This window comes from Qipengyuania aestuarii (assembly GCF_019711535.1).
GTDB classification, from domain to species: Bacteria; Pseudomonadota; Alphaproteobacteria; order Sphingomonadales; family Sphingomonadaceae; genus Qipengyuania; species Qipengyuania aestuarii.
The window spans coordinates 623,203-646,691 of the sequence record NZ_JAIGNP010000003.1 but is presented as its reverse complement, the minus strand read 5'-3'; the positions used below and the strand labels follow the sequence as shown (position 1 = coordinate 646,691).

The following is a 23,489-nucleotide window of genomic DNA, read 5'->3' as shown; positions in this document are numbered from 1 at the left end:
GTTCAGATCCGTCCCGAGATAATCTCGGCAAGCCCTTCTATTCCTTCGCGATCTTCATTGTCGAAGCGCGCGAGGGAAGGGCTGTCGAGATCGATCACGGCGATCACGGTGCCATTTCTTTTCACCGGGACGACGAGTTCCGAATTCGTCTCTGAATCGCAGGCGATGTGCCCCGGGAAGGCGTGGACGTCTTCGACCAGCTGTGTTTCGCCGTCCGCCGCTGCCGTTCCGCACACACCCTTGCCGAAGGGGATGCGGATGCAGGCCGGGCGGCCCACAAATGGGCCGAGGACCAGTTCGCCATCAACGACACGATAAAACCCGGCCCAGTTCAGATCGGGCAGAAAATCACCCAGCAGGGCGGCGACATTGGCCATGTTGGCGACCGGGTCCGGCTCGCCCTCGGTAAGCGCGGCGGCGGCCTGCTGCAGCTGGCGATAGGTTTCTGCCTTGGGGCAATCGGCATCGGGTTTGAAATCGAACATGGAAGGGCACTTAACTTGTCGCGGCGCCAGTTCAAGAGCCGTTGCCGCCAGGCGCGGCCTCGCCTATCCTCAAGCCATGAGCATTCTTAAGAAGCTGGGCATTGGCCTTGTCGTCCTGATAGCGATCCTCGCGATCTTCTTCTTCTTCGTAACGCGCGGAGACACCGCTTCCCTTTCGATGGACGAAGTTACCGGGGACGATCCGGTCCTTGACGAACCCGATGCCGAAACCTTCCCGACCGTACAGATCGCTGACCCGGTGGGCTGGGCAGAGGGCGAAAAGCCTGTCGCCGCAGAGGGGCTGGTCGTCGACCGGTTCGCCGAGGGTCTCGACCATCCGCGTACGCTCTACACGCTTCCCAATGGGGATGTCCTCGTCTCGCTGACCCGCTCGCCGAATCAGGAATCGGAGGGCATCCTGTCGTGGATCACCAACAAATTGATGAGCAAGGCAGGTGCTAACGGGCCTTCCGCAAATGAGGTAGTGCTCCTCCGCGATCAGGATGGGGACGGTAATGCCGAGACGGTGAAGACGCTCCTCGACGGACTCGATTCTCCTTCTGGTCTCGCCTTTAATGACGGCACACTTTACGTCGCAAACCACGACGAAGTTCTTGCTTTTCCTTATCAATTGGGGACTGACCGCGTGACGGCAAAGCCCCGCAAGGTCATCGATCTTGCTGGCGGCGGAGGGCACTGGATGCGCAATCTCGCGCTCCATCCGGATGGTGACCGGCTGTACGTCGCCGTGGGCTCCGATACCAACATCGGTGACAAGGGGATGGAGGCCGAAGAGGGGCGCGCGCTCATCTGGGAAGTCGACCTTGCGACCGGCAGCCGGCGACAGTTCGCCGGCGGGTTGCGCAATGCCAACGGTCTCGACTTCAGCCCCTGGTCGGGCGAGCTCTGGACCACCGTGAACGAGCGCGACATGCTCGGCTCCGACCTCGTCCCTGATTACCTGACCAACGTTCCAGTTGGTGCCCAATACGGTTGGCCTTGGGTCTACTGGGGCGACAATTACGATCGCCGCGTCAGAGCGCCCGTGCCCGCCTATATCAACTATGTTCGCCGGCCCGAATATTCGCTGGGCCCGCATGTCGCTGCCCTCGGATTTGTCTTCAGCGCGGAAGGCGCTGCCATGGGCAACAAATTCTCCAACGGCGCGTTCGTTGCTCGCCACGGTTCGTGGAACCGCAAACCCCCATCGGGCTACGATGTGGTCTATGTGGCCTTCGATGAGCGCGGCAATCCGCTCGGCAAGCCGATCCCGGTCCTGACCGGGTTCCTCAAATCGAACGGGGAAACCCGGGGCCGCCCCACCTGGGTCGATTGGGCCAAGGATGGCTCCCTGCTGGTCAGCGACGACACGGCAGGCATCATCTGGCGCGTAAGTTCCCCGGGCGCATCACCACAGCCCGCCATCGAGCGAGTGACCGGAAGACGGCTCCCGCCGCAGCGTGAGCTGCGCGGGCAGACCGCGACCTTCGGTGAGGACGATTACGCCCGGATCGTCACGGAGAATTAATGCAGCAAGGCCTCGGTGGGGATGTCGTAGAGCGAATCTCCGCCGGCAGTGGCCGATGCCTTGAGGCCTGATGCTTCCGGGACAATCCGATCGAGGAAGAACCTGACTGTCGCGCGCTTTGCTCGCGCGATATCGGCATCGCTTTCCACAGCCTTGAGCTGGCGGATTAGCTGCCATCCCGCCGTGGCCACAGCAAGCATCGTGCAGAACGGCACGCTACCGGCCAGCTTGTCGTCGAGACTGGCGTCTTCGCGCATCCATTTGACGATGGCGGCGCAATCGCCCGCAAGATCGAAGAGCGCTTTCTCATCGCCTGCTTCCCGCGCGATGTCCTCGATAAGAGACGTCAGCGCCTCACCATTATTTAGCGCCAGCTTGCGTGTGACCAGATCGGCGGCCTGGATACCATTCGTGCCCTCATAGATCGGCGCAATCCGCGAATCGCGCCAGTGTTGGGCGGCACCCGTTTCCTCGACGAACCCCATGCCGCCATGGACCTGGATGCCCAGGCTGGCGACTTCGATACCGATGTCGGTTCCCCATGCCTTGACAAGCGGCGTCAGCACTTCCCCACGCGATCTGGCATCCTGATCGCCCAGAACGCCGCGATCAACTTGACCGGCTGTGTAGTAGAGGAGCGCTCTCGATGCCTCTGTAAGCGCCTTCATGCGGATGATCATCCGCCGCACGTCCGGATGCTCGATGATCGAAACAGGTGATTTCTCTGCCGATCCTGCGCGGGCCGACTGCACGCGCTCCTGCGCGTAATCTGTTGCCTGCTGGAGCGCGCGCTCGCCAATCTGAACGCCCTGATTACCAACATTGATGCGGGCATTGTTCATCATGGTGAACATGGCCGCCAGGCCGCGATTTTCCGCGCCTACGAGCTCGCCGATACAGTCGTCATTGTCGCCATAACTCATCACGCAGGTTGGCGAGGCGTTGATGCCCAGCTTGTGTTCGAGACTTACACAGCGGACATCGTTCCGTGGCCCAAGCGAACCATCCGGTTTCACGTGAAACTTTGGTACGATGAATAGCGATATTCCGCGGCTCCCTTCCGGCGCGTCGGGAAGCCGGGCCAATACCAGATGGATGATATTCTGCGCGAGCTCATGCTCACCCCAGGTGATGTAGATCTTCTGGCCCTTGATCAGGTATTTGCTAGCATGCTCACCATCCTCGATCAAATGGGCCGTCGTGCGCAGCGCGCCGACATCGGAGCCCGCTTGCGGCTCGGTCAGATTCATTGTGCCAGACCATTTCCCGCTCACCAAATCCGGCAAATACTTCTGTTGCAGTTCCTGCGAGCCATGATGTTCGAGTGCTTCGATGGCGCCCACACTCAACATCGGTAGCAAATTGAAAGCCATATTTGCGGTACCGAGATTTTCGAGCACATTGCAGGCCAGCGTAAAGGGCAGTCCCTGACCACCAAACTCTTCCGGCGAGGAGATGGCATTCCACCCTTGCTCCACATAGTGGGCGTAGGCTTCTTCGTATCCGTCGGGCAGGCGGACGACGCCATTCTCCAGTTTGGCGCCTTCCAGATCGCCGACCCTGTTGAGCGGAGCAAACTCGCCAGCCGCGAACTGGCCCACACCCTCCACGATGGCCTCCACCATATCGGGCTCGGCCGCTGCGAATTTTTCCGTCTTCGCAAGCTCTTCTATGCCTGCGTTAACGCGAATTGCGAGCAACTGGTCCTTGGTGGCTGGGCGATAGGTCACTGGGATATCCTCTTGGCTTTAAGGCGCTTCAGATATAGCGCGCGAGCATGAGCGGCAAATACGTTACGGAAACGCTTGGCACGGGAGAAAGTGGCCTCGCCCGTGCTGCGGAAATTCTCGCCGCCGGTGGCTTGGTGGCTGTGCCCACCGAAACGGTTTATGGCCTAGCGGCGAGAGCGGATGATGATGGTGCTGTCGGGCGTATCTATGCCGCCAAGGGAAGGCCCAGCTACAACCCCCTGATCGTCCATGTCTCGTCCATTGAGATGGCCCGCCAGCTCGCGGAATTTTCGCCAACCGCCGAAGGGATAGCAGCCGAGCACTGGCCAGGGCCGCTGACGCTCGTTCTCCCTGCGAAGAACAATGCGAAACTGGCGTCTGCAGTGACGGCGGGCCTCGATACAACCGCGATAAGGATGCCCGCACATCCGGTTATCCGTGCCTTAATCGAAATGTCCGGTTTTCCGTTGGCCGCACCCTCTGCCAACCGGAGCGGCTTTATCAGTCCGACGTCTGCCACTCATGTCCTTGCTACCCTCAATGGCCGCATCGACGCCGTGATCGATGGCGGGGCCTGCAAGTCGGGGGTAGAATCTACAATAATCGCCGTGCGACCAGACGGCACAATTGACCAATTGCGGCCGGGGCCGATCAGCTTCGACGGGATCGGTCCCGTTCCGACGATGGGGCACAAGATCGAAGCGCCAGGACAGCTCGCGAGCCACTACGCCCCCGGAAAGCCAATGCGGCTCGACGTCATCCGCGTCGTGGAGGACGAGTTTTTTATTGGATTTGGAGAGGTTGAGGGTGACTGCTCACTCTCGATTGAAGGCGATCTAGAAGAAGCGGCCGCGCGGCTCTATGCTTGCCTACATCTCGCCGCTGAATCCGATCTGCCACGGATTGCGGTGGCTCCGATTCCTCACATCGGGGTGGGGCAAGCCATCAACGATCGCCTCCGCCGGGCCGCGACGCCAGCCTAACGTTCCGGTTCTGCCGGGATCGTAGGCAGGATCTGCTGTATCTCCGCATAGGTCGCCGTCGCCTTTTCGCAGGCTCTGCGGTCACCGTCATTGCAGTCATCGAGCTCTTTGGCATATTCGCGTTCCAGCTTGCCGAGGCGCTCTTCCCGCCGGCGGATCTCACGCCCGCGTTTTTCGTCGGCTTCGGACTGGCTGGTGGTTGCGAGATCGACTGCCTTTCCCGCCACCTTGACGGGGGCGGTGACAACATCGGCCACGGTGCCCAGGCATCCGGCGAGAAGACAGCTGGTAGAAGCGAGGAAAATCAGGGCAGCGCGGTGCATCGTTCAATCCTTTCGATACACCGCCCTAGACCCATCTCGATATTTTTACGATGAATAGCTGCGCGGGTCCGAATTATTCGGTTTCGGCAGTCCGTCCACCGCAGCGAAGCTTGCCGGAACCCATCGCGCTTGCCGTGCAGCTCGCATTTCCGGTTACCGTGACATCGCCTGAGCCAACGATGCTTGCCTCGACATTGCCGTCAGAGGCGAAGGCGGCATCCCCTGACCCGGCGATCGTGACTTCGGCCCGGTCCACCCTGAGCCCGGTCATATTGGCCGATCCCGAGCCTGCAATCGTCATTTCCATTTCTGTGGCCGTGCCCGAGGCATCGAAGTCACCCGAGCCCGCAATGGTCAGCTGAAGCGAGTTTGCCGCGAGCCTATCGACCTTCGCCGTGCCCGAACCGGCAATGGTCACCTCAGCCTCATCGTCCATCGATTCCGCTTCCATCGAGCCGGAACCGGCAAGCACGATCGCCTGCAGGCTGGGGACCGTCACGCGGACTGAAGCCGTGCCGATATTCTTTTCGCTATCCTTGGCGCGGGATATCGCAAGGGAGTTGTCCTCCAGGTCAAACCGCAGGGCTTCGCGGGCGCGCGTATCGCCTGAAAGTTCAATCTCGAATTCGTTTCCCTTTTCGATGATCACCGTATCGGGTCCGGCCAGGACAATTTCCGAAGGTGGATCGCCGCTCCGGTCGAGTTCGGCCAAGGGCACACCGTTGCCTTCACTGACCACCATGTCGACGTTGCAGCCAGATAGCATCATCCCCGCGGCCAGCGCCGCGCCCGGACCTGCACTCTTGATCAATTTCTTCAACATCGGCCGCTCCTCCTGCGTTTACGAATTCGTACCGTATTATCTTTATAATACACATAGTGAAGCGATTCAAGCGCCATGAAAAAGGGCCGCTCCTGTCGAAGCGGCCCCTTCAGATATTCAAGAAAAGTGCCTGTATATCAGGCTTCCTCTTCCTCGTTGTTATAATACTGCGGCGCATGTTCGCGCAGCACGTCCAAGATCTTCTCGAGAGCGGTCGGCTCGTCGGTCTTTTCCATGGCAGCAAGTTCGCGTGCCAGACGGCTGGATGCAGCTTCGAAGATCTGACGTTCGGAATAGCTCTGCTCCGGCTGATCGTCGGGACGGAAAAGATCGCGCGTCACTTCAGCGATCAGGACGATCTCGCCCGAATTGATCTTCGCTTCATATTCCTGGGCGCGGCGGCTCCACATGGTCCGCTTGACCTTGGGCTTGCCCTTGAGCGTGTCCATCGCTTCCTTGAGCGTCTTGTCAGAGGACAGCTTGCGCATCCCGATCGATTCGACCTTATTGACCGGAACGCGCAGCGTCATGCGTTCCTTCTCGAAGCGGAGAACATAAAGGTCGAGCTGCATTCCCGCGATTTCCTCGCTCTGCAGTTCGATGACACGGCCCACACCGTGCTTGGGATAGACAACGTAATCGCCAACGTCGAAGGCATCTGCCTTACTCGCCATGCATCAATCCTTTCATCAGAGCCGCGGGGGAGGGGGAGCATCGCCATAAAAGCGGCACACCGCGCCCCTTCATTCGGTTCGCGGCGGCGGTCTTCCAACGACGTTGCGGGTGAGCGGCCCTTTCAATTCTTACTTCTGCCCGGGCCAGACCGGTGCAGTTGTTGCATTATATAGCATAACAAACCGAATATTGCGAGTCTGTGCAGCTTTGCCTGCCTAGGCTTTGTCCGCTCCGGACTTGAGGGCGGCAACCTCTCCACCAAGCAGAAGCATCAACGCGGTTACGTAGAACCACGTGATGAGCACGACCACTGCGCCGAGCGAACCATATGTCGCGTTGTAACTCCCGAAATTCGCCGCGTAAAACGCGAATCCGGCGGTCGCCACGATCCATCCCAAGGCGAAGATCACCCCGCCGGAAAATGCGGCGCGCCAATGCGTCGCCTGCTGGTTTGGAGCGAACCTGTAGAGCACAGCAGCCGCGACTGTGGCCGACCCGGCCAGAAAACAGAAACTCGCCAGCGTGCCGAGTGGCCCGGCAATCAGGGCCAATGCTGCCGATATTGCTCCGGTTATAACGAGACCGGCGATTCCCCCCGCCGTGACCGCCAGCGCAATGAGATTCCCGCCGATGAACCCTCGCGTCTCTCCTGCATGGAACGCGATGTTCAACCCTGTCACCAACGCGCGCGCAGCATTGCGAGCGCCGAAAATGGCCACCGCCAAGGATGCGATCAAGCCAAGGCCCTTCGCCCCGCTCGCGCCTTCGCTTACATTGCGTAGCTGTTCACCGATAATTTCGGCCGCCGCAGCAGGCAGATTGGCTGAAAGCAATTGAATATGCTCCGCCACGGTCTGGGGATCGGCGAACACGCCATACGCCAGAACGAGCGCACCGAGCGCGGGAACGAGGGCAAGCAGGGCATAATGCGCGATCCCGGCGGCGATGAGCGAGATATTGTCCCTGCTTCCCGCCGACCAGGCTGCCTTGATGTCTGAAAGCGCGCCGATGACGGGCCTCAGTCCCCTTCGCCAGGTTCCGGCGAAAAGTATTTCTCGAACTTGTCCTCTTCGCCCTTGTGCTCGTCGGCATCAGCAGGCGGATCTTTCTGGCCGGTAATGTTCGGCCATTCGGCGCTGAACTTGGTATTCAGCTCAAGCCATTTTTCCAGATTGTCTTCGGTGTCGGGCAGGATGGCTTCTGCCGGGCATTCCGGTTCGCACACGCCGCAATCGATGCATTCCGACGGATTGATGACGAGCATGTTCTCGCCTTCATAGAAACAGTCGACCGGGCAGACCTCGACGCAGTCTGTGTATTTGCATTTGATGCAGGCGTCGGTGACGACATAGGTCATGGGGTGCGTTTTCCCTGTGAGTGGTGTGTGTGAGCGCTGCTATGGCTATTCATGCGCCGGGGTCAAGTTCCCGATAACATTCCTGCGCATCGCGCGGAGGGCCGCGCCGTTCGGGGAGGGCAAGCACTTCGACCAGCCTCACCGACTTTCCGAGCGGTAGAGTGAGGACATCGCCCACGGCCACATCGCGGCTGCCGCGAACCACGCGTTCGCCATTGAGGCGAATATGTCCCTGCTCGACCAGCCTCTGCGCCGCGCTGCGCGTGCGCGAAAAGCGCAGCATGCAGAGCAGGCGGTCGATCCTCAAACGTCAGCCTTGCTTCATCAGTTCGGCAAGCCCGGCGAAAGCGCTTCCTTCGCGGGGTGCTTCCTTGCGCGCTGGACCTCGCTGCACCTGCTTGCGGCGTGACGGGCGCCATTCCCAGCTTGCGGGCCTGGGTGGGCCGAAGACGTTTTCCTCGAGCGGCTTCGGTCGCTGTACGCGAAAGCCGGCCTGGCCAAGCAGACGTTCCGCATTCTTCTCCTCCAGTCCGATGGAAATCGGTAAGGCGAGATCGAAACGAAAGCGACGCTGCTTGTCGGCCTTGGCACGCGCTTCGTGCGCGGCGCGGAAGATTTTCTCTGCTAGATCGAGGCGAATCGCCTGACTGCCCGCATGGCGATAGCCTGCGGGCAGTTTTTTCTGATCGGGGATGACCGGCAACATGGCTTCCTGGAGCGGTCGCCGATCGATCCCGAGTGCACTGAGCAACTGCCTCGCAGCAGGCTTGAGAAGCGGCGGGGCGAATATGTCGAGCGCGCCGAACGTCACCCCAATCTTGCGGAGGAAGGGGCGCATATCCTTTGGCAGGTGTTCGATCCCGGCCTTTTCCCGCGTAACAAAGCCATGTCCGGCGATCAGGTTGAGCAATAGCGCGCGAGCTTGCGAACCGGCATCCGGATTGGCGGAGGCGATGTGCATTCGCCGCAGCGGTTCCAGCGGTTCGAGCTTCTTGTCGAGCCATACATCGACCGCATCCAGCAACGCCTTGCGCGGAGCGTCAGGAAGGGCGGATACCTCGCGGGCCGGATCGAGCGCCGGCTTGAGCTGCCCCTCGCGTGGCTCAAGCTTCGCGATCATTTGCCCGTTCCAATGGATTGCACCGCGGGAAAGCTCGAGTTCGCCGAGGTCGGAGCTGGCCAGCGCCTGTGCGCGTTCGCCCAGAATACGCGGGAGGCCCTTTTCGGCCGCCGAAAGCAGCATTTTGCGATCCGCATGGTTCGCCGACGGATCGACCGTGAAGCGAAAGCCTTCGACCTTGCCGAGGGCTTCGTCCTCAACCAGCAGTGTGCCGTCTTCGGCGAGTGTGATCGGGAGCATGGAGGCGTCCTGTCCCAGCGATTTCATCAAGATTGTAGTCCTTCGATTTACGAATCGTTCGGTCAGGCGCGCATGAAGCGCGTCCGACAATTTTGCTTCGACCCCGCGAGCCCGCGCTGCCATTTCATCGCGCGCCAGCACCCAGTCCGGCCGCTGACAGATATATGCCCAGCTGCGGATCGCAGCGATCCGCCCCTGGAGCGTATCGATATCACCGCTGGTATGGTCGAGTTCGGAGATGCGTGCCGCGACATAGTCAGCACCAATATAGCCTTGTGCCAGGTCCTGCCAGAGCCGCGCAACAAAGCGCGCGTGGACATCCGGCCCCCGAGCGCGGAAATCGGGGAGCGAGCAGGCCTCCCAAAAGCGCCGAACCTGACCGGAACCACGGATAGAGGCCGAGATCGGTTCATCGGCCAATCGCTTAAGCGTCGCGAGGTCGATCGCTTCAGGGGCGAGCCGCAGCGCCTCATGATCGGGCGGCGTTTCCAGATCGGCAATCAGCGTCCCGATCGAATCGAATCGCGGCTCCGGTTCGCGCCAGAAGAGCTTCGTTATCGGGGCGAAACGATGTTCTTCGATCGCGTAGATTTCTTCATCGGTGAATTCGGGGGCAGGCCCCATCTTTCCACCGGCACCCGCCATAGTGCCGAAAGTCCCGTCCCGCTGGTGACGCCCCGCACGGCCAGCAATCTGTGCCATTTCCGCCGGATGAAGCCGCCGCATGCGAATGCCGTCGAACTTGGTGAGGCCTGCAAAAGCGACGTGATTGACGTCTAGATTGAGGCCCATACCGATCGCATCGGTCGCTACTATGTAGTCGACTTCCCCATTCTGAAACAATTCGACCTGTTTGTTGCGGGTCTCCGGGGACAGGGCACCCATGACCACGGCAGCGCCGCCCCTGAACCGGCGCAGCATTTCGGCCACGGAATAGACCTGTTCCGCGCTGAACGCGACGATCGCGCTGCGCGGCGGCAGCCGGGACAGCTTGCGCGGCCCGATATGGGTCAGGGTCGAGAAGCGCGCCCGGTCGGAAATCTCCGCGCGGGGAATCAGCGCCTGAACCATGGGGGCAAGGGTCGCCGCTCCCATCAGCATCGTTTCCTCGCGCCCGCGAGTGTTCAGCAGCCTATCGGTGAAAATGTGCCCACGTTCGCGGTCTGCCGAAAGCTGCGCCTCGTCCAGGGCCACGAACGCTCGTTCGTTGGATGCACGGGGCATGGCCTCGACCGTGCAGCACAGATAGCGGGCATCGGGAGGTTCGATGCGCTGTTCGCCGGTGATGAGAGCGACCTGCTTTTCGCCCTTGATGGCCACCACGCGGTCGTAGACCTCGCGCGCCAGCAACCGCAGCGGAAATCCCATGGCGCCGCTGGAATGGGCGCACATGCGCTCGATCGCGAGATGGGTCTTGCCGGTGTTGGTTGGTCCGAGGACCGCCTTGATGGAGGCGTCAGTCACGCGGCCTAAGTGGCAGTCTCCGATTACCTGTGCAACAGGCAGGGGACTTTTGCACTCTATTGGCCGCGTGCAGGACTCGGCCTGCCGAAAGTTAGCAAGAAATTCACCTTGATTCGCTATGGCCTCGCAATTCGCAAAACCACACTGGTGGCGCATCCTGGCGGATGCTGCCTGTCGCACGAGGGGCAAGGGTGAACCTTTCGAAGGATAAACAGCTCGCAGGGTACGAAAACTCGGGGGGGGTGGGCACAACCTTCCACACGGCGACGGGGGGCTCTTCACCCAGACTGTCGGTCCGGCAAAGAATCTACTCGCACATCGAGGGACTGGATATTGCGCCTGACCTTGGGGCGGATATCGGATCACGGCGTTGGTTTCGGGGCCTTGGCACATTTGTTGGCCTGTCCGTCATTGCCTTCGCATTCTGGCCGGACTTCGCGCCTCTGGAAGCAGCCTCTCCGCTTCCTGACGATGCGGCGATCCGCAGCGAATATCGCAGCCAGGTGATCATGCCGCTGGCCCTTGGCGCGGACACGGGCCGCAAGATGGGACCGACCGCATTGGTGCGTCCGCTGGCCGAAGCGCCCGAACGACCACAAATGCAGATGCTGGCGACCTTGGGCCGCGGCGATAGCCTGGACCGGATGCTGCGCAGGGCCGGGCTGGGAGGTAGCGAGGCCGATACGGTTGCTGCGCTAATCGGCAGGGCTGTTCCTCTCGACGAGCTTGAGCCGGGGACACAGATCGATATTACCCTCGGCCGGCGGCCGCAGCCCGATGCGAAGCGCCCCCTGGAAAAGCTGAGCTTCCGGGCGCGGTTCGATCTCGAACTGCAAGTAGATCGGATGCAGCCCGGCGGTCCGCTCAATCTGACGCGCCGCACCATCCGGGTGGACGAGACCCCGCTGCGTATTCGCGGCGTCGTCGGCGATAGTCTCTATCGATCCGCACGGGCAGCCGGGGCGCCAACCAGTGCCGTCCAGGCCTATCTCAAGGCATTGGGGAGCCAGGTCGACGTCCAGCGCGAAGTGCAGGCTTCGGACACTTTCGACATGATCGTCTCGCACCGCCGCGCTGCGACCGGAGAGCGGCAGGCCGGACAATTGTTGTTCGCCGGGCTCGAAAGGGGAGCGCGCGGGGATCTGCAATTGATGCGCTGGGGATCGGAAGGAGATTTTTACGATGCCAAGGGCGTCGGCGAAGAGAAAGGGGGGCTGGTTGCCCCGGTGCCGGGCCGGATGACGTCCAGCTTCGGAATGCGCCGACATCCGATCCTCGGCTACAAGCGCATGCATTCCGGCGTGGATTTCAAGGCGCGTCACGGCACACCCATCGTGGCGGTTACAGACGGCCGGATTATCGGTGCGGGCCGGATGGGTGGATGCGGCAATGCCGTGCGGATCCGTCACGCGAACGGAATCGACACGCGTTACTGTCATATGAGCCGCATCGCCGTAAACCGCGGGGCATCGGTGCGGCGCGGGCGAGTGATCGGCTATGTCGGCTCGACAGGACTCTCCACCGGGCCCCACCTGCATTATGAAATGTATCAAGGTGGTCGCGCCATCAATCCCGCCTCGATAAGCTTCGTCACGCGCAAGCAGCTCTCGGGTGCGGAACTGGAACGGTTTCGAAGCGCCCTGGGCATCCTTCAAGACGTTGAAGAGGGTGCAGCGCTGGCCGATCTTGCTCCGACGGCAGAAGAATCGGCCGCCGAAACGCCGGACCGTGAAATCGATAAGCTCGACCGCCCGCGCAAGATCGGTTGAGCGCCCCCCGCGGATTGCGCCGACCGCCGCTTTGGGGCAATGCCCCGGCGATGATCAACGCTAGCTATCCCGCAACCCGCCTGCGTCGAACCCGAGCTCACAGCTGGAGCAGGGCGATGGTCCGCGAGACCATATTGACGCCAGCCGACCTGATATGGCCGCTCTTCGTGACTGGCGGCAAAAATATCGAAGAACCGGTGGCAAGCTTGCCCGGGGTGTCCCGGTGGTCCGTCGATGGAATCGTCAAGCGTGCGAGGGAGGCGGTTGAGCTGGGCATTCCTTGCGTGGCACTTTTCCCCAACACGCCAGCGGAAAATCGCAGCGAACGCGGGGATGAGGCGCTCAACCCCGACAATCTGATGTGTCGTGCGATCCGCGCGATTCGCGACGCTTGCGGCAATGACATCGGCATTCTGACCGATGTGGCGCTCGATCCCTATACCAGCCACGGCCAGGATGGTCTGCTGGATGACGCAGGCTACGTACTCAATGACGAAACCGTCGCTGTACTCGTAGACCAAGCCATGACGCAGGCAGAAGCGGGCGCGGATATTGTTGCGCCGTCAGACATGATGGACGGCCGCGTGAAGGCAATCCGCATGGCGCTCGAGATGAATGGCAAGCCGAATGTCCAGATCATGGCCTATGCGGCGAAATATGCCTCGGCATTCTATGGCCCATTTCGCGATGCGGTTGGGTCCGGCGGCCTCCTGAAAGGGGACAAGAAAAGCTACCAGATGGACGCTGCCAACGGAGATGAGGCGCTGCGCGAAATCGGCATGGATATTGCCGAGGGCGCCGATAGCGTCATGGTCAAGCCGGGTCTCGCCTATCTCGATGTGATCTGGCGTGCGAAGGAGGCATTCGGAGTACCGGTTTTTGCCTATCAGGTAAGCGGAGAATATGCGCTGATCGAAGCCGGTGCGGCAGCGGGGATTGCGGACCGCGAGGCGCTGCTCATGGAAAAGCTTATTGCCTTCAAGCGCGCCGGATGCTCCGGGATCCTCACCTATCACGCCCCGTTCGCCGCGCGCCTGCTGAATGGGTGACTTCCGCCGCGAGACGGAACGGCTCGTGCTGCGCGATTGGCAGGATGAGGATTGGGAGCCCTTCTGGCGGGGCACCAACACACCTGCCGTCATGCGCTGGCTGGGGGGCGTCTGCGATGACATCAAGCGCACAGCGGTACAGGAAAGACTGCTGTCTTATCAGCGTGATCACGGGCACACTTTCTGGGTGGTCGAGCGCAAAGAGGATGGGGCGATACTCGGTTTTTGCGGCCTGAAACGGTCAAACCAGGCCGGCGGGCCGCTTGGAGAAATGGAGGTTGGCTGGCGCTTGCGAGAGGATGCTTGGGGCAGGGGCTACGCCAAAGAAGCCGCGGCAGCCGTCCTTGAGGTCGCGTTTGAGAGTTTTGCAGCCGAGCAAGTCATCGCTCTGACAGTTGCCCCTAATGACGCCAGTTGGGGGCTGATGAAGCGGCTGGGCATGACGTGGCGGGAGGATCTCGATTTCCCGAATTCGGATTTCGGAGACGACATGATCATCGTCTATTCCATCAGCCGCGAGGAGTGGCGGAGACCCGATGCCTGACATCATTGCCGAAACCGACCGTCTTATCCTTCGCACGATCGGAGAAGGGGACGCAGAGCTGCAGTATCGTATGCTCAACAGCGCGGAGATGATGGCAAGGCTGGGCGGGCCGAAAGAATTGCATGAGATCGAAGCCAAGCATGCGAAAACCATGCAGATGCAGGCCCGCCACGGTTTCAGCTTCCTCTTTTTGATCGAGAAGGAAAGCGGAGAGTTGGTCGGCCATGCGGGCCTCAAACTCGTGGACAACGAATTGGCCAAAAACAAGGGCGATTCCGAGATCGGCTGGGTGATCCGCGAGGATCGATGGCGGCGCGGCTATGCCGAAGAGGCAGTTCGCGCAATTCTCGACTGGGCATTTGCAAGACTGCACCTTCCAGCAATCGTAGCCCTGACCAGCAAGCCGAATGTGCCAAGCTGGAAGCTTATGGAAAAGCTCGGCATGATCCGCCGGGAGGATTTGGATTTCGATGATCCGGCCTTTCCTCCGGATGATCGCCGCACCATCCTTTACAGTCTGACCAAAGAGTAGTGGGAGAGCCAGTCATGAAGAGCCGCCCCGGCGTCACCATTATACCGATCAACGGCAAGTCGCCGGAAATTCACAAAAGCGCTTTCATCGCCCCGGGTTGCACCATAATCGGTGACGTCACCATCGGTGCGGACAGTTCCATCTGGTACAATTGCGTCCTTCGTGCAGACGTCAGCCGCATTGTTATCGGAGAGCGGACCAATGTGCAGGACGGCAGTGTCCTTCATTGCGATCCGGAGCGTCCCGGCGATCCGGATGGCAGCCCGCTCATCATCGGGGACGATGTTCTGATCGGTCACATGGCCATGGTCCATGGATGCCGCATTGAAAACAGGGGCTTTGTCGGACTTGGTGCAATCGCAATGAACAAGGCAGTCATCGCCAGCGACGCGATGCTGGCAGCCGGCGCGATGCTGACCGAAGGAAAGACGATGGGCGAGCGCGAACTGTGGGCGGGAAGACCAGCCAGGAAGCTGAAGGATCTCAGCGATTCCGCCATTGCGGGTATGCGCATGGGCGTGGCTCATTATGCGGAAAACGCAAAATTACATTCTGCGGCGGTCGATGAAGCGCTCCGCAGTTGAGTTTCCCGATCGAGAGGATCTGTTGGCGCTTCTCGATCCTGACGGTCGGCTCCGCATCAAGGCAACGCCGGGAGCGCGGCAGGATGCCATGAAGATCGAACAGGGTCAGCTGATCATCAAGACGCGGGCAAAGCCGCAGGACGGTGCCGCCAATCGCGCGCTCTGCGAAATGCTCGCACGCGCGTTTGGCATCGCAAAGTCGCGCTGCCACCTCCTGCGCGGCGACACCGCGCGTGAAAAGACTTTTCGGTTAGAGGTTTAATGCCCTTTCCGGCCACTGGCTCTCAACTATACCGATATCAATCGGCGATCAGTTTCTTCAGGGTTTCGATCCGATCAGCCTCATGGGGCGGTTTATCCCAACGGATGCGGTGTATCCGCGGAAAGCGCATAGCGAGGCCCGATTTGTGTCGTTTGCTCTCGTGGACGCTGTCGAATGCCACTTCGAATACCAGGCTCTTGTCTGTCTCGCGCACTGGACCAAAACGATTGATCGTGTTCTGGCGAACATGCTTGTCCAGCTTCTTGAGTTCTTCGTCGGTGAACCCGGAATATGCCTTCCCTACAGGTAGAAGGTCCGCCCCTCTGTCCGGGTCGCCGTCCCAGCAACCGAAGGTGTAATCCGAAAAGAAACTCGATCGTTTTCCGCTCCCGCGTTGCGCATACATCAGGACGCAATCGATAAGCAGCGGGTCGCGTTTCCACTTGTACCAGTATCCCACACGCCGGCCGGCGATATAGGGACTGTCCTTGCGTTTGAGCATCAGGCCTTCGATGGCGTCCTCACGGCTGGCCTTCCGAATACGCGAAAGGTCCTCAAAATCAGCCGCCGCCACGACCGAGCTCAGGTCGAAATGATTATCCGGAAGGCGCGACGCCAGCGCTTCAAGCCGCGATCGCCGTGCTGTCCAGGGCAGAGGACGCAAATCCTCTCCCTCGATCAGCAGAGCATCATAAAGCCGGATGAAGGCAGGATATTCCTGCATCATCTTCTTCGAAACCGTCTTTCGGCCCAGCCTTTGCTGAAGGGCGTTGAAACTGGCGGCACCTCCCGCTTCACCGCCCTGAGTATTGCCCCGTACCAGCAATTCACCGTCAAGGACGGCGTTCATCGTCAAGGCATCGAGAAATTCGGGGAATGTCGCGGAGATATCGTCACCCGATCGCGAGAAGAGCCGACTTTCCCCGCCCGCCCGCACGAGCTGAACGCGAATACCGTCCCATTTCCATTCTGCTGCGTAATCCTCAAGGCCGACGACCGTTTCATCCAAGGGGTGGGCGAGCATGAATGGGCGGAAGGTTGGCAGATTTTCTATATCGGGCGGCTCGCCGCCATCTGCGGCCCAGGTGAAAAGATCGGCATAGGGAGGGGTGAGGCCGTGCCAATATTCCTCAACATCGTCGACTGACACCGCGAAGGCCTGCGCGAAAGCGGTTTTGGCGAGCCGCGAGCTCACGCCGATCCTCATTCCGCCCGTCGCCAGTTTAAGCAGCGCGTAGCGCCCTGAAGAATCCAGCCGATCCAGGAGCTTGGGCAGCTCAGTAAGCACCGACTTGCGGTTCATCGCATTCAGCAATTCGACCGTTTCACTAACCGGCGGAGGGGAGGGCGCAATTTCGGGTGCGGGCCACAGCAAGCTTGCGGTCTCCGCAGTGTCGCCTACGAAATCGCGGCTCAGCGTCCACAGAACCGGATCGATCCGATCCTTGAGGAGGTTGCGGATGGTCGAGCTTTTGACCGCTGGAAAATCGAGCCCATCGGATAGAGCAGCGAGCGCCCAGCCACGATCCGGGTCGGGCGTTGCACGCAAATAGTCTGCGATGAGCCGCAGTTTCTCGTTGCGGCTGCGCGTATAGACGAGCGCATCGATAAGGGCGGCGAACTCCTCCACGCCTTAGTCGTCTTCCTCTTCATATCCTACCAAGGCAAGCGCTTTCGCGCGGCGCTGGTGGAGCTGGCACCAACGCAAGAGCGCATCTTCGCGGCCGTGCGTGATCCAGTTCTCCTGCGCGTCGACCTCACGGATCGTTCGGGTCAATTCGTTCCAGTCGGCATGGTCGGATATGACCAGGGGTAATTCGACGTTACGCTGTCGGGCACGCTGGCGCACGCGCATCCACCCACTGGCCATGGCGGTGATCGGTTCAGGCAGTCGCCGGCTCCAGCGGTCGTTCAGTGCGGAAGGGGGACAAATCACGATATGTCCGCGCAAGTCGTCTTTCTGCACGTCGGCCACCAGACGCAACTCGCCGAGGTCCACGCCGTGCTCCTCGTAAAGACGGCACATCTTCTCCATTGCGCCATGAAGGTAGATCGGCTGGCGGTGTCCTGCAGCGCGTAATTCGGCGATGACTCGCTGCGCCTTGCCAAGCGCATAGGCACCGACCAGCACGCAGCGGTCGGGATGGGCGGCCAGGCGGTCGAGCAGTTTGGACATCTCCTCCGCGATCGGTGGATGTTCGAATACGGGCAGGCCGAAGGTCGCCTCGGTGATGAAGATATCGCAGGGCGTCACTTCGAACGGGGGGCAGGTCGGGTCGGCCCTCCGCTTGTAGTCGCCGGTCACGATCACGCGCTCTCCTGCGTGTTCAAGCAGGATTTGTGCGCTGCCAAGCACATGTCCTGCCGGGATGTAGGTCGCATCGACGCCGCCTTTCAGCCGGATCGTTTCGCCATATTGCACCGGGACGGCCTTGTGCGGGATCTCGCCCGCCTCGTCTTGCGCCCCGGTGCGATAGCGTAATTCCATGATGGCGAGCGTTTCCGGGGTGGCAACGGTCTGGCCATGCCCGCCGCGTGCATGGTCTGCATGGCCGTGGGTAACCAGCGCGTTGTCGACGGCGCGGCTGGGATCGACCCAGCAATCGGCCGGAGGAATGTAAATCCCGTGCGGTTCGGGTTTTATCCAGGAAAAGGGCGCGGCCATCGCCCTATGAAGCGAGAACCGCGCTCATGCGTTCCCGCTGCGATCCTGCGACCCGGTTATTGTGGCTGCGCGCGGAAGCGCTCAAGCACACGCTTCAATGTCGGCTTCTGACCAGTTGTGAGCAGGCTTGCGCGGAAGAGGCGACCGATGAAAATCATCTCGACCAGAATCGCCACGGCCAATAATGCCCCTGCGGCAATCATCACCCATGTCTCGATGCCGAGGCCCAATCGCGCCAGGACCGCGAAGGGTGTCCACAGCGGGATCCAGGTCAGCAGATCGATCAGCATGCTATCCTTGCCCGCAAGAATAGCCTGAATGAGGAAGGTGATGGGTAGCAGCAGGCCGAGGATCACCGGCATGAGATAGCCCTGCGCTTCGCTCATCGAATCGACCATCGCGCCGATGGCGACAAACATGGCCGAGATCAGGATGTATCCGGCGATGAAGAAGTAGAGGATTGCCAGGATGATGCCGGGCGAAGAGACCGGTTCCAGCGCCGGCCGGATCAGGTCCGAAATAACCCCTTGCGTGGCGTAAGCGGCAATCCCGGCGCACCCGCCCCAGACGAGGATCATCAAGAGGCCCACCGCGAGACCGCCTAGAAGTTTTCCGTACATCAATTCTTCCGGGCGAATGCAGGCGAGAAGGGATTCGAGGAGCTTGTTCGAGCGCTCCTCGACCGATCCTTGCAGCATCCAGCTGCCGGTCAGCATCAGGCTCATCATCAGAATATAGGCCAGCGCCAGCGGCACGATGGAGCGCACCAGCAAGGCTTCACGCGCGCCTCCCCCCGGAGGCGGGGTACTGACCGCGATCGCCGGGACTGCGCTTTGAATAGCGGCAGCTTCTGCGCCGGTGATCCCGCGCGAAGCGAGCAAGCGCGTGCGGAGATCGCCGGTCAGGGTTTCCTGCAATCCAGACACGAAGACCGGGTTCGGCTGATTGGCGGAAAAAAGACCGATTTCGGGATTTTCAGGATAATTCTCGCCGATCAGCACGACCATTTCAGGCGCATCGTCGGCATCGCTGTCGAACAAAGCCTGAGCCGCCTGGCCGAATTCCTCCCCCTGTAGACCCTGCAGCTGCGAAGTGGCGGGCATGAAGGTGTAGCGGGGATTGTCATCCTCGAACTCTGGCACGCCGTCTGGCTTAACAGCGGCGATCTTTTCCAGTGCACTATCGACCCCGCCGCTCGCTCTGAACGTCGCGATATCGGCGTCGGTATACCACCGGTCATGCTGGGTCCACACAGCCTGCGGGTCGGCTTCTTCCAGATCGTAGCGTTGCACATAGCGCGACAGACGACGCAGCGTGGCGCGGTCGTCATCAGCCATGAACCGCGCTTTGATCGCGGCTGCCACGTCCCCGCCGGACCGGTCGACCATTACGACGCGGCTTGGCTCGTCATCGTCGAGCGTGCTGGTAAAGATCGGGCCGAGAGCAAGCGCCACGGGCAGGATCAGCAAGGTCAGCCAGAAGCTCTTCATAGCCAGGATCTGACGGATTTCGCGCTTGGCGACGAGCAGCACGTTATTCATCATTGTTGGACCCCTCTTCGCCGACCATGTGGACGAAAATGTCGTGCAGGCTTGCGCGGCGCTCGTCCCAGCGCCGCAATGCTATGCCCGAAGTGGAGCAATGTTCGAGTATGCTTTCGGGCGCGATGCCCGGCGCCAGCTGAACGCGGTATTCCTGCCAGCCGTCGCTCGCCTCGCCGATTGCCGAGGCCGAATGAACGCCGGCGATATCGGACAAGTCGCTGCTGGATACAGCGACAAGGCTGGCGGGCAGTTGCCCGCGTGCTTCTTCCAGCGTTCCTTCAAACCGCTTCCGTCCCTTGCGCAGCAGCAACAGCCGGTCGCACAGCCGTTCGGCATGCTGCATGACATGGGTAGAAAATATTACGGCTGCGCCACGCTGCGAGGCGCTCAGAATTTCGGCTTCGAGTAGACCCTGGTTGACGGGATCTAGGCCGGAGAAGGGTTCATCCAGCATCAGTAATTGCGGGTCGTTCACAAGAGCGGTCGCGAGCTGAACTTTCTGGGCCATCCCCTTGGACATGTCACCGATATCGCTTTTGGCGCGCCCGGCGAGATCGAAACGTTCGAGCAGGGCCATGCCGCGCCGACGGGCATCGCCAGGGCTCATGCCCTTGAGGCGTCCAAAGTAAATTATGGTGTCGATGGCGCTCATGCCCGAATAGAGCCCGCGCTCTTCGGGCAGGAAGCCGATGGCATTGGCCTGGCGCCGATCAGGGGCTCCTCCGAGGACCGTAATGCTGCCCGAAGTGGGGCGAATGATGTCCAGCACCATGCGCAGCGTGGTTGTTTTCCCGGCACCATTGCCGCCGAGGAAACCGAATATTTCTCCCTGCGAGACGGAGAAGGACAAATCGTCCACCGCCAGAACGTTGTCGAACCTTTTGACGAGATTGGAAACTTGCAGAACCGACATGAACCCCCCGGACCGTATTGGTCAGGCCAGCCTATGGATTATCGGAGAAAGCAGCAAGAAAAACACCAATCTAACGGTATGAGATGCAAAAAAGGGGCCGACCGGCGTCGACCCCTCTTGGAAGTTCGGATGGCAATCAGCTTTCGCCGTCGCCGGATCCACTGCTCTCGCTCGCATCGGCATCGGGCTTTTCGTTGCCAGCTGCCTTCTTCTTCGGTTTCGATTTTGGCGGCGCCGGGGTGAGTTCGAAGGACGGTTTTCCGTCCTTCATTGTAACCGCGACCTCGCCGCCATCGGCCAGCTTTCCGAACAGCAGTTCTTCAGCCAGGGGCTGCTTGATCTTTTCCTGAATCAGGCGGCCCATCGGACGAGCGCCATAAAGCCTGTCGTAGCCCTTGTCGGCCAGCCAGGCGCGGCTTTCCTTGTCGAACTGGATGTCGACATTCTGCTCAGCAAGCTGGAGTTCAAGCTGGAGAATGAACTTGTCGACCACGCGCGCCACCGTGCTCTTGCCGAGATAGCTGAAGGGTACGATAGCATCGAGACGGTTGCGGAATTCAGGCGTGAACATGCGTTTCACCGCTTCCTCGCTGGCATCTTCGCGCGATACGTCACCGAAGCCGATACCCTGCTTTGCCATATCGGACGCACCGGCATTGGTGGTCATGATGAGCACCACATTGCGGAAGTCCACGGTCTTGCCATGATGATCGGTCAGGCGGCCGTTATCCATCACCTGCAACAGAATGTTGAACAGGTCCGGGTGCGCCTTCTCGATCTCGTCGAGCAGGAGAACGCAATGCGGGTTCTGGTCGATCGCATCGGTCAGCAGTCCGCCCTGATCGTATCCCACATAGCCCGGAGGTGCGCCGATCAGCCGCGATACGCTGTGGCGCTCCATATATTCCGACATGTCGAACCGCTTGAGCTCGATGCCCATGATGCTGGCAAGCTGGCGCGCGACTTCGGTCTTGCCGACGCCCGTTGGGCCCGAGAAGAGGAACGAGCCGATCGGCTTGTCCGGGTCTCGCAGCCCAGCACGGCTCAGCTTCATTGCCGTAGCCAGCTTGTCGACCGCGGCATCCTGCCCGAAGACGACATGCTTGAGATCGCGATCAAGATTCTGAAGCGCCTTCTTGTCATCGCTCGACACTGATTTGGGCGGTATACGCGCCATGGTGGCAATGACGGCTTCGATCTCTTTCGAAGTAATCTTCTTCTTGCGGCGGCTTGGGGGAACCAGCATCTGCATCGCGCCCACTTCGTCAATCACATCGATTGCCTTGTCCGGCAACTTGCGGTCATTGATATAGCGCGCCGAAAGTTCGACCGCAGTCTTGATTGCGTCCGAGGTGTATTTGACCTTGTGATGATCCTCGAAAGCGCTGCGCAGACCTTTCAAGATGGCCACCGTGTCTTCGATCGTCGGTTCGTTCACGTCGATTTTCTGGAACCGGCGCAGCAGCGCCCGATCCTTCTCGAAGTGGTTCCGAAACTCCTTGTAGGTAGTCGATCCGATGCAACGGATCGCCCCGCTCGAAAGAGCGGGCTTCAGAAGGTTTGAGGCATCCATCGCCCCGCCGCTGGTGGCGCCGGCACCGATGACTGTATGAATCTCGTCAATGAACAAGATCGCCTCGGGCATGCCTTCGAGTTCATTGACAACCTGCTTCAGCCGCTCCTCGAAATCGCCGCGATAGCGCGTTCCGGCAAGCAGCGCGCCCATATCAAGCGAATAGATCACTGCCTCTTCAAGCACTTCGGGCACATCGCCTTCGACGATCTTGCGAGCCAGGCCTTCCGCAATCGCGGTTTTGCCTACTCCGGGATCGCCCACATACAGCGGATTGTTTTTCGAACGGCGGCAGAGGATCTGCACGGTGCGATCGACTTCGGGCCCGCGGCCGATCAGCGGATCGACCTTGCCGTCTTCTGCCTTCTTGTTGAGATTGACGGTGAACTGGTCGAGAGCGGTTTCCTTCTTGTCGCTCTTTCCGTTCTCGACGCCCGGTTCTCCGCTTTGGGTATCCTCGGCACCCTGGGGCGGCTTGCTGTCTGCTTGCTTGCCGCCTTTGCCGATCCCGTGACTGATGTAACTTACCGCATCAAGCCGGCTCATATCCTGCTGCTGAAGGAAGTAGACGGCGTAGCTATCGCGTTCCGAGAACAGGGCGACGAGAACATTGGCACCGGTGACAGTGTCCTTGCCCGAGGACTGGACGTGCAGGATGGCACGCTGGATCACCCGCTGGAAACCAGCCGTGGGCTGCGGATCGGCGCCATCCTCGCTTTTCAGCGACTGATATTCCTGCTCGAGATACTGCTTCACGACCGCCATCAGCTCGTCGGTATCCACACCGCAAGCGGCCATCACCTGCGCTGCATCCTCGTCCCCGATCAGCGCGAGCAGGAGATGCTCCAACGTGGCGTACTCATGACGCCGCTCGCCCGCGTCGGTCAGCGCGGCGTGGAGGGTCTTTTCAAGGTTGGCGGCAAAACTGGGCATGTGCGTCTCTGCTTTTCCGAAGGGCTCGCGGCAGTGCGAGATGAGGGCAGCTTAAGCGGCGAAAGTTAGCCAAAGCTGTATGAGGCAATATGGGGGGCAAGCGACAGGTTTGAAGACCCTGCACCGCGGCTAGTCCTTGCGTCCGAACAATGCTTCGGCGGCATCGCGATGTGCGGCGGCCTTGAGACGGTGCGATTTGACGCGGGCTATCTCGGCCTCGAGCAAGGCAATCCGTTCGTCGAGTTCGTCCTGGGAATAGGGGGCGAGATCTTCTGCGGCGAGCTTGCTCGCGGAATCGCCCTTAAGGCGCGGACGATCGTCCTCTTCCATCGCGAGACACATTCGTACCGAGCCCGGTTGCTGTCAACACGCCTGCGGGGTAATGCACCGTTC

Annotated in this window: 23 protein-coding genes; 8 read left to right on the top strand and 15 right to left on the bottom strand. The window is 60.6% G+C overall.

Translation table 11 applies throughout. The features are described from left to right. Window positions 1-2: 2 nt before the first annotated feature. Window positions 3-485: a GAF domain-containing protein gene (locus tag K3175_RS12925; protein WP_221543779.1), complete on the bottom strand. Its 483-nt coding sequence runs from the start codon at window positions 483-485 to the stop codon at window positions 3-5. Window positions 486-561: 76 nt separating this feature from the next. On the opposite strand from K3175_RS12925, the gene K3175_RS12920 reads away from it, so the two are divergent. Then, window positions 562-2,013: a PQQ-dependent sugar dehydrogenase gene (locus K3175_RS12920; protein WP_221543778.1), complete on the top strand. Its 1,452-nt coding sequence runs from the start codon at window positions 562-564 to the stop codon at window positions 2,011-2,013. Here K3175_RS12920 and K3175_RS12915 read toward each other — a convergent pair. Further along, window positions 2,010-3,743, bottom strand: coding sequence for an acyl-CoA dehydrogenase family protein (locus tag K3175_RS12915; RefSeq protein ID WP_221543777.1), 1,734 nt, complete (start codon window positions 3,741-3,743; stop codon window positions 2,010-2,012). The two genes, K3175_RS12920 and K3175_RS12915, sit on opposite strands and share 4 nt — an antisense overlap. Window positions 3,744-3,790: 47 nt before the next feature. Between K3175_RS12915 and K3175_RS12910 the strand changes: the two genes are divergently transcribed. After that, the gene (locus tag K3175_RS12910) at window positions 3,791-4,726 is read left to right on the top strand and encodes an L-threonylcarbamoyladenylate synthase (RefSeq protein WP_221543776.1); all 936 of its coding nucleotides are present in this window, start codon (window positions 3,791-3,793) and stop codon (window positions 4,724-4,726) included. Here the strand turns inward: K3175_RS12910 and K3175_RS12905 are convergent. The 7 genes from K3175_RS12905 to K3175_RS12875 form a co-directional block, all read right to left on the bottom strand. Beyond that, entirely contained in the window at window positions 4,723-5,049 is a 327-nt protein-coding gene (locus tag K3175_RS12905; protein WP_221543775.1) for a hypothetical protein, read from the bottom strand. The genes K3175_RS12910 and K3175_RS12905 overlap by 4 nt on opposite strands. A 73-nt stretch (window positions 5,050-5,122) precedes the next feature. Continuing rightward, on the bottom strand, window positions 5,123-5,872 hold the full coding sequence (locus K3175_RS12900) for a head GIN domain-containing protein (protein ID WP_221543774.1): 750 nt from the start codon (window positions 5,870-5,872) through the stop codon (window positions 5,123-5,125). 137 nt (window positions 5,873-6,009) lie between these two features. Next, complete coding sequence (locus tag K3175_RS12895; RefSeq protein WP_221543773.1) at window positions 6,010-6,546, bottom strand: CarD family transcriptional regulator; 537 nt, start codon at window positions 6,544-6,546, stop codon at window positions 6,010-6,012. Between the two features lie 216 nt (window positions 6,547-6,762). Next, window positions 6,763-7,539 carry a YihY/virulence factor BrkB family protein gene (locus K3175_RS12890; RefSeq protein WP_221544148.1) on the bottom strand — a complete coding sequence of 259 codons (777 nt, stop codon included), beginning with the start codon at window positions 7,537-7,539 and terminating at the stop codon, window positions 6,763-6,765. 26 nt (window positions 7,540-7,565) lie between these two features. Continuing rightward, the gene (gene fdxA, locus K3175_RS12885) at window positions 7,566-7,904 is read right to left on the bottom strand and encodes a ferredoxin FdxA (RefSeq protein ID WP_221543772.1); all 339 of its coding nucleotides are present in this window, start codon (window positions 7,902-7,904) and stop codon (window positions 7,566-7,568) included. Window positions 7,905-7,953: 49 nt separating this feature from the next. Next, window positions 7,954-8,211 (bottom strand): RNA-binding S4 domain-containing protein, encoded by a 258-nt coding sequence (locus tag K3175_RS12880; RefSeq protein WP_221543771.1) that lies wholly within the window; start codon window positions 8,209-8,211, stop codon window positions 7,954-7,956. A 3-nt stretch (window positions 8,212-8,214) separates the two neighbouring features. Further along, window positions 8,215-10,728 (bottom strand): helicase-related protein, encoded by a 2,514-nt coding sequence (locus K3175_RS12875; protein WP_221543770.1) that lies wholly within the window; start codon window positions 10,726-10,728, stop codon window positions 8,215-8,217. Window positions 10,729-10,892: 164 nt separating this feature from the next. Here K3175_RS12875 and K3175_RS12870 point away from each other — a divergent pair, with 164 nt between their 5' ends. Genes K3175_RS12870 through K3175_RS12845 form a run of 6 tightly spaced genes read left to right on the top strand, consistent with a single transcriptional unit; the run spans window position 10,893 to window position 15,468 of the window. Next, window positions 10,893-12,497: a M23 family metallopeptidase gene (locus K3175_RS12870; protein ID WP_221543769.1), complete on the top strand. Its 1,605-nt coding sequence runs from the start codon at window positions 10,893-10,895 to the stop codon at window positions 12,495-12,497. A 50-nt stretch (window positions 12,498-12,547) separates the two neighbouring features. Then, complete coding sequence (gene hemB / locus K3175_RS12865; RefSeq protein WP_221543768.1) at window positions 12,548-13,546, top strand: porphobilinogen synthase; 999 nt, start codon at window positions 12,548-12,550, stop codon at window positions 13,544-13,546. Next, complete coding sequence (locus K3175_RS12860) at window positions 13,539-14,090, top strand: GNAT family N-acetyltransferase (protein ID WP_221543767.1); 552 nt, start codon at window positions 13,539-13,541, stop codon at window positions 14,088-14,090. Before hemB ends, K3175_RS12860 begins: the two co-directional genes overlap by 8 nt. Further along, a complete protein-coding gene (locus K3175_RS12855) occupies window positions 14,083-14,622 on the top strand; it encodes a GNAT family N-acetyltransferase (protein WP_221543766.1) in 540 nt (179 codons plus the stop codon). The genes K3175_RS12860 and K3175_RS12855 overlap by 8 nt, the downstream gene beginning before the upstream one ends. A gap of 14 nt (window positions 14,623-14,636) precedes the next feature. Continuing rightward, window positions 14,637-15,206 (top strand): gamma carbonic anhydrase family protein, encoded by a 570-nt coding sequence (locus K3175_RS12850; protein WP_221543765.1) that lies wholly within the window; start codon window positions 14,637-14,639, stop codon window positions 15,204-15,206. Beyond that, the gene (locus tag K3175_RS12845) at window positions 15,187-15,468 is read left to right on the top strand and encodes a DUF167 domain-containing protein (RefSeq protein ID WP_221543764.1); all 282 of its coding nucleotides are present in this window, start codon (window positions 15,187-15,189) and stop codon (window positions 15,466-15,468) included. The genes K3175_RS12850 and K3175_RS12845 overlap by 20 nt, the downstream gene beginning before the upstream one ends. Before the next feature lie 37 nt (window positions 15,469-15,505). On the opposite strand, the gene K3175_RS12840 is transcribed toward K3175_RS12845, so the two are convergent. The 6 genes from K3175_RS12840 to K3175_RS12815 form a co-directional block, all read right to left on the bottom strand. Then, the gene (locus K3175_RS12840) at window positions 15,506-17,098 is read right to left on the bottom strand and encodes a cisplatin damage response ATP-dependent DNA ligase (protein WP_221543763.1); all 1,593 of its coding nucleotides are present in this window, start codon (window positions 17,096-17,098) and stop codon (window positions 15,506-15,508) included. Between the two features lie 3 nt (window positions 17,099-17,101). Further along, window positions 17,102-18,133 carry a ligase-associated DNA damage response exonuclease gene (locus K3175_RS12835; RefSeq protein WP_221543762.1) on the bottom strand — a complete coding sequence of 344 codons (1,032 nt, stop codon included), beginning with the start codon at window positions 18,131-18,133 and terminating at the stop codon, window positions 17,102-17,104. A gap of 56 nt (window positions 18,134-18,189) precedes the next feature. Further along, complete coding sequence (locus tag K3175_RS12830) at window positions 18,190-19,677, bottom strand: ABC transporter permease (RefSeq protein ID WP_221543761.1); 1,488 nt, start codon at window positions 19,675-19,677, stop codon at window positions 18,190-18,192. Further along, a complete protein-coding gene (locus tag K3175_RS12825) occupies window positions 19,667-20,590 on the bottom strand; it encodes an ABC transporter ATP-binding protein (protein ID WP_221543760.1) in 924 nt (307 codons plus the stop codon). The genes K3175_RS12830 and K3175_RS12825 overlap by 11 nt, the downstream gene beginning before the upstream one ends. Window positions 20,591-20,726: 136 nt before the next feature. Beyond that, window positions 20,727-23,096, bottom strand: coding sequence for an ATP-dependent Clp protease ATP-binding subunit ClpA (gene clpA, locus K3175_RS12820; protein WP_221543759.1), 2,370 nt, complete (start codon window positions 23,094-23,096; stop codon window positions 20,727-20,729). Window positions 23,097-23,225: 129 nt separating this feature from the next. Next, window positions 23,226-23,438 (bottom strand): DUF1192 family protein, encoded by a 213-nt coding sequence (locus tag K3175_RS12815; RefSeq protein WP_425594846.1) that lies wholly within the window; start codon window positions 23,436-23,438, stop codon window positions 23,226-23,228. Window positions 23,439-23,489 lie beyond the last annotated feature (51 nt).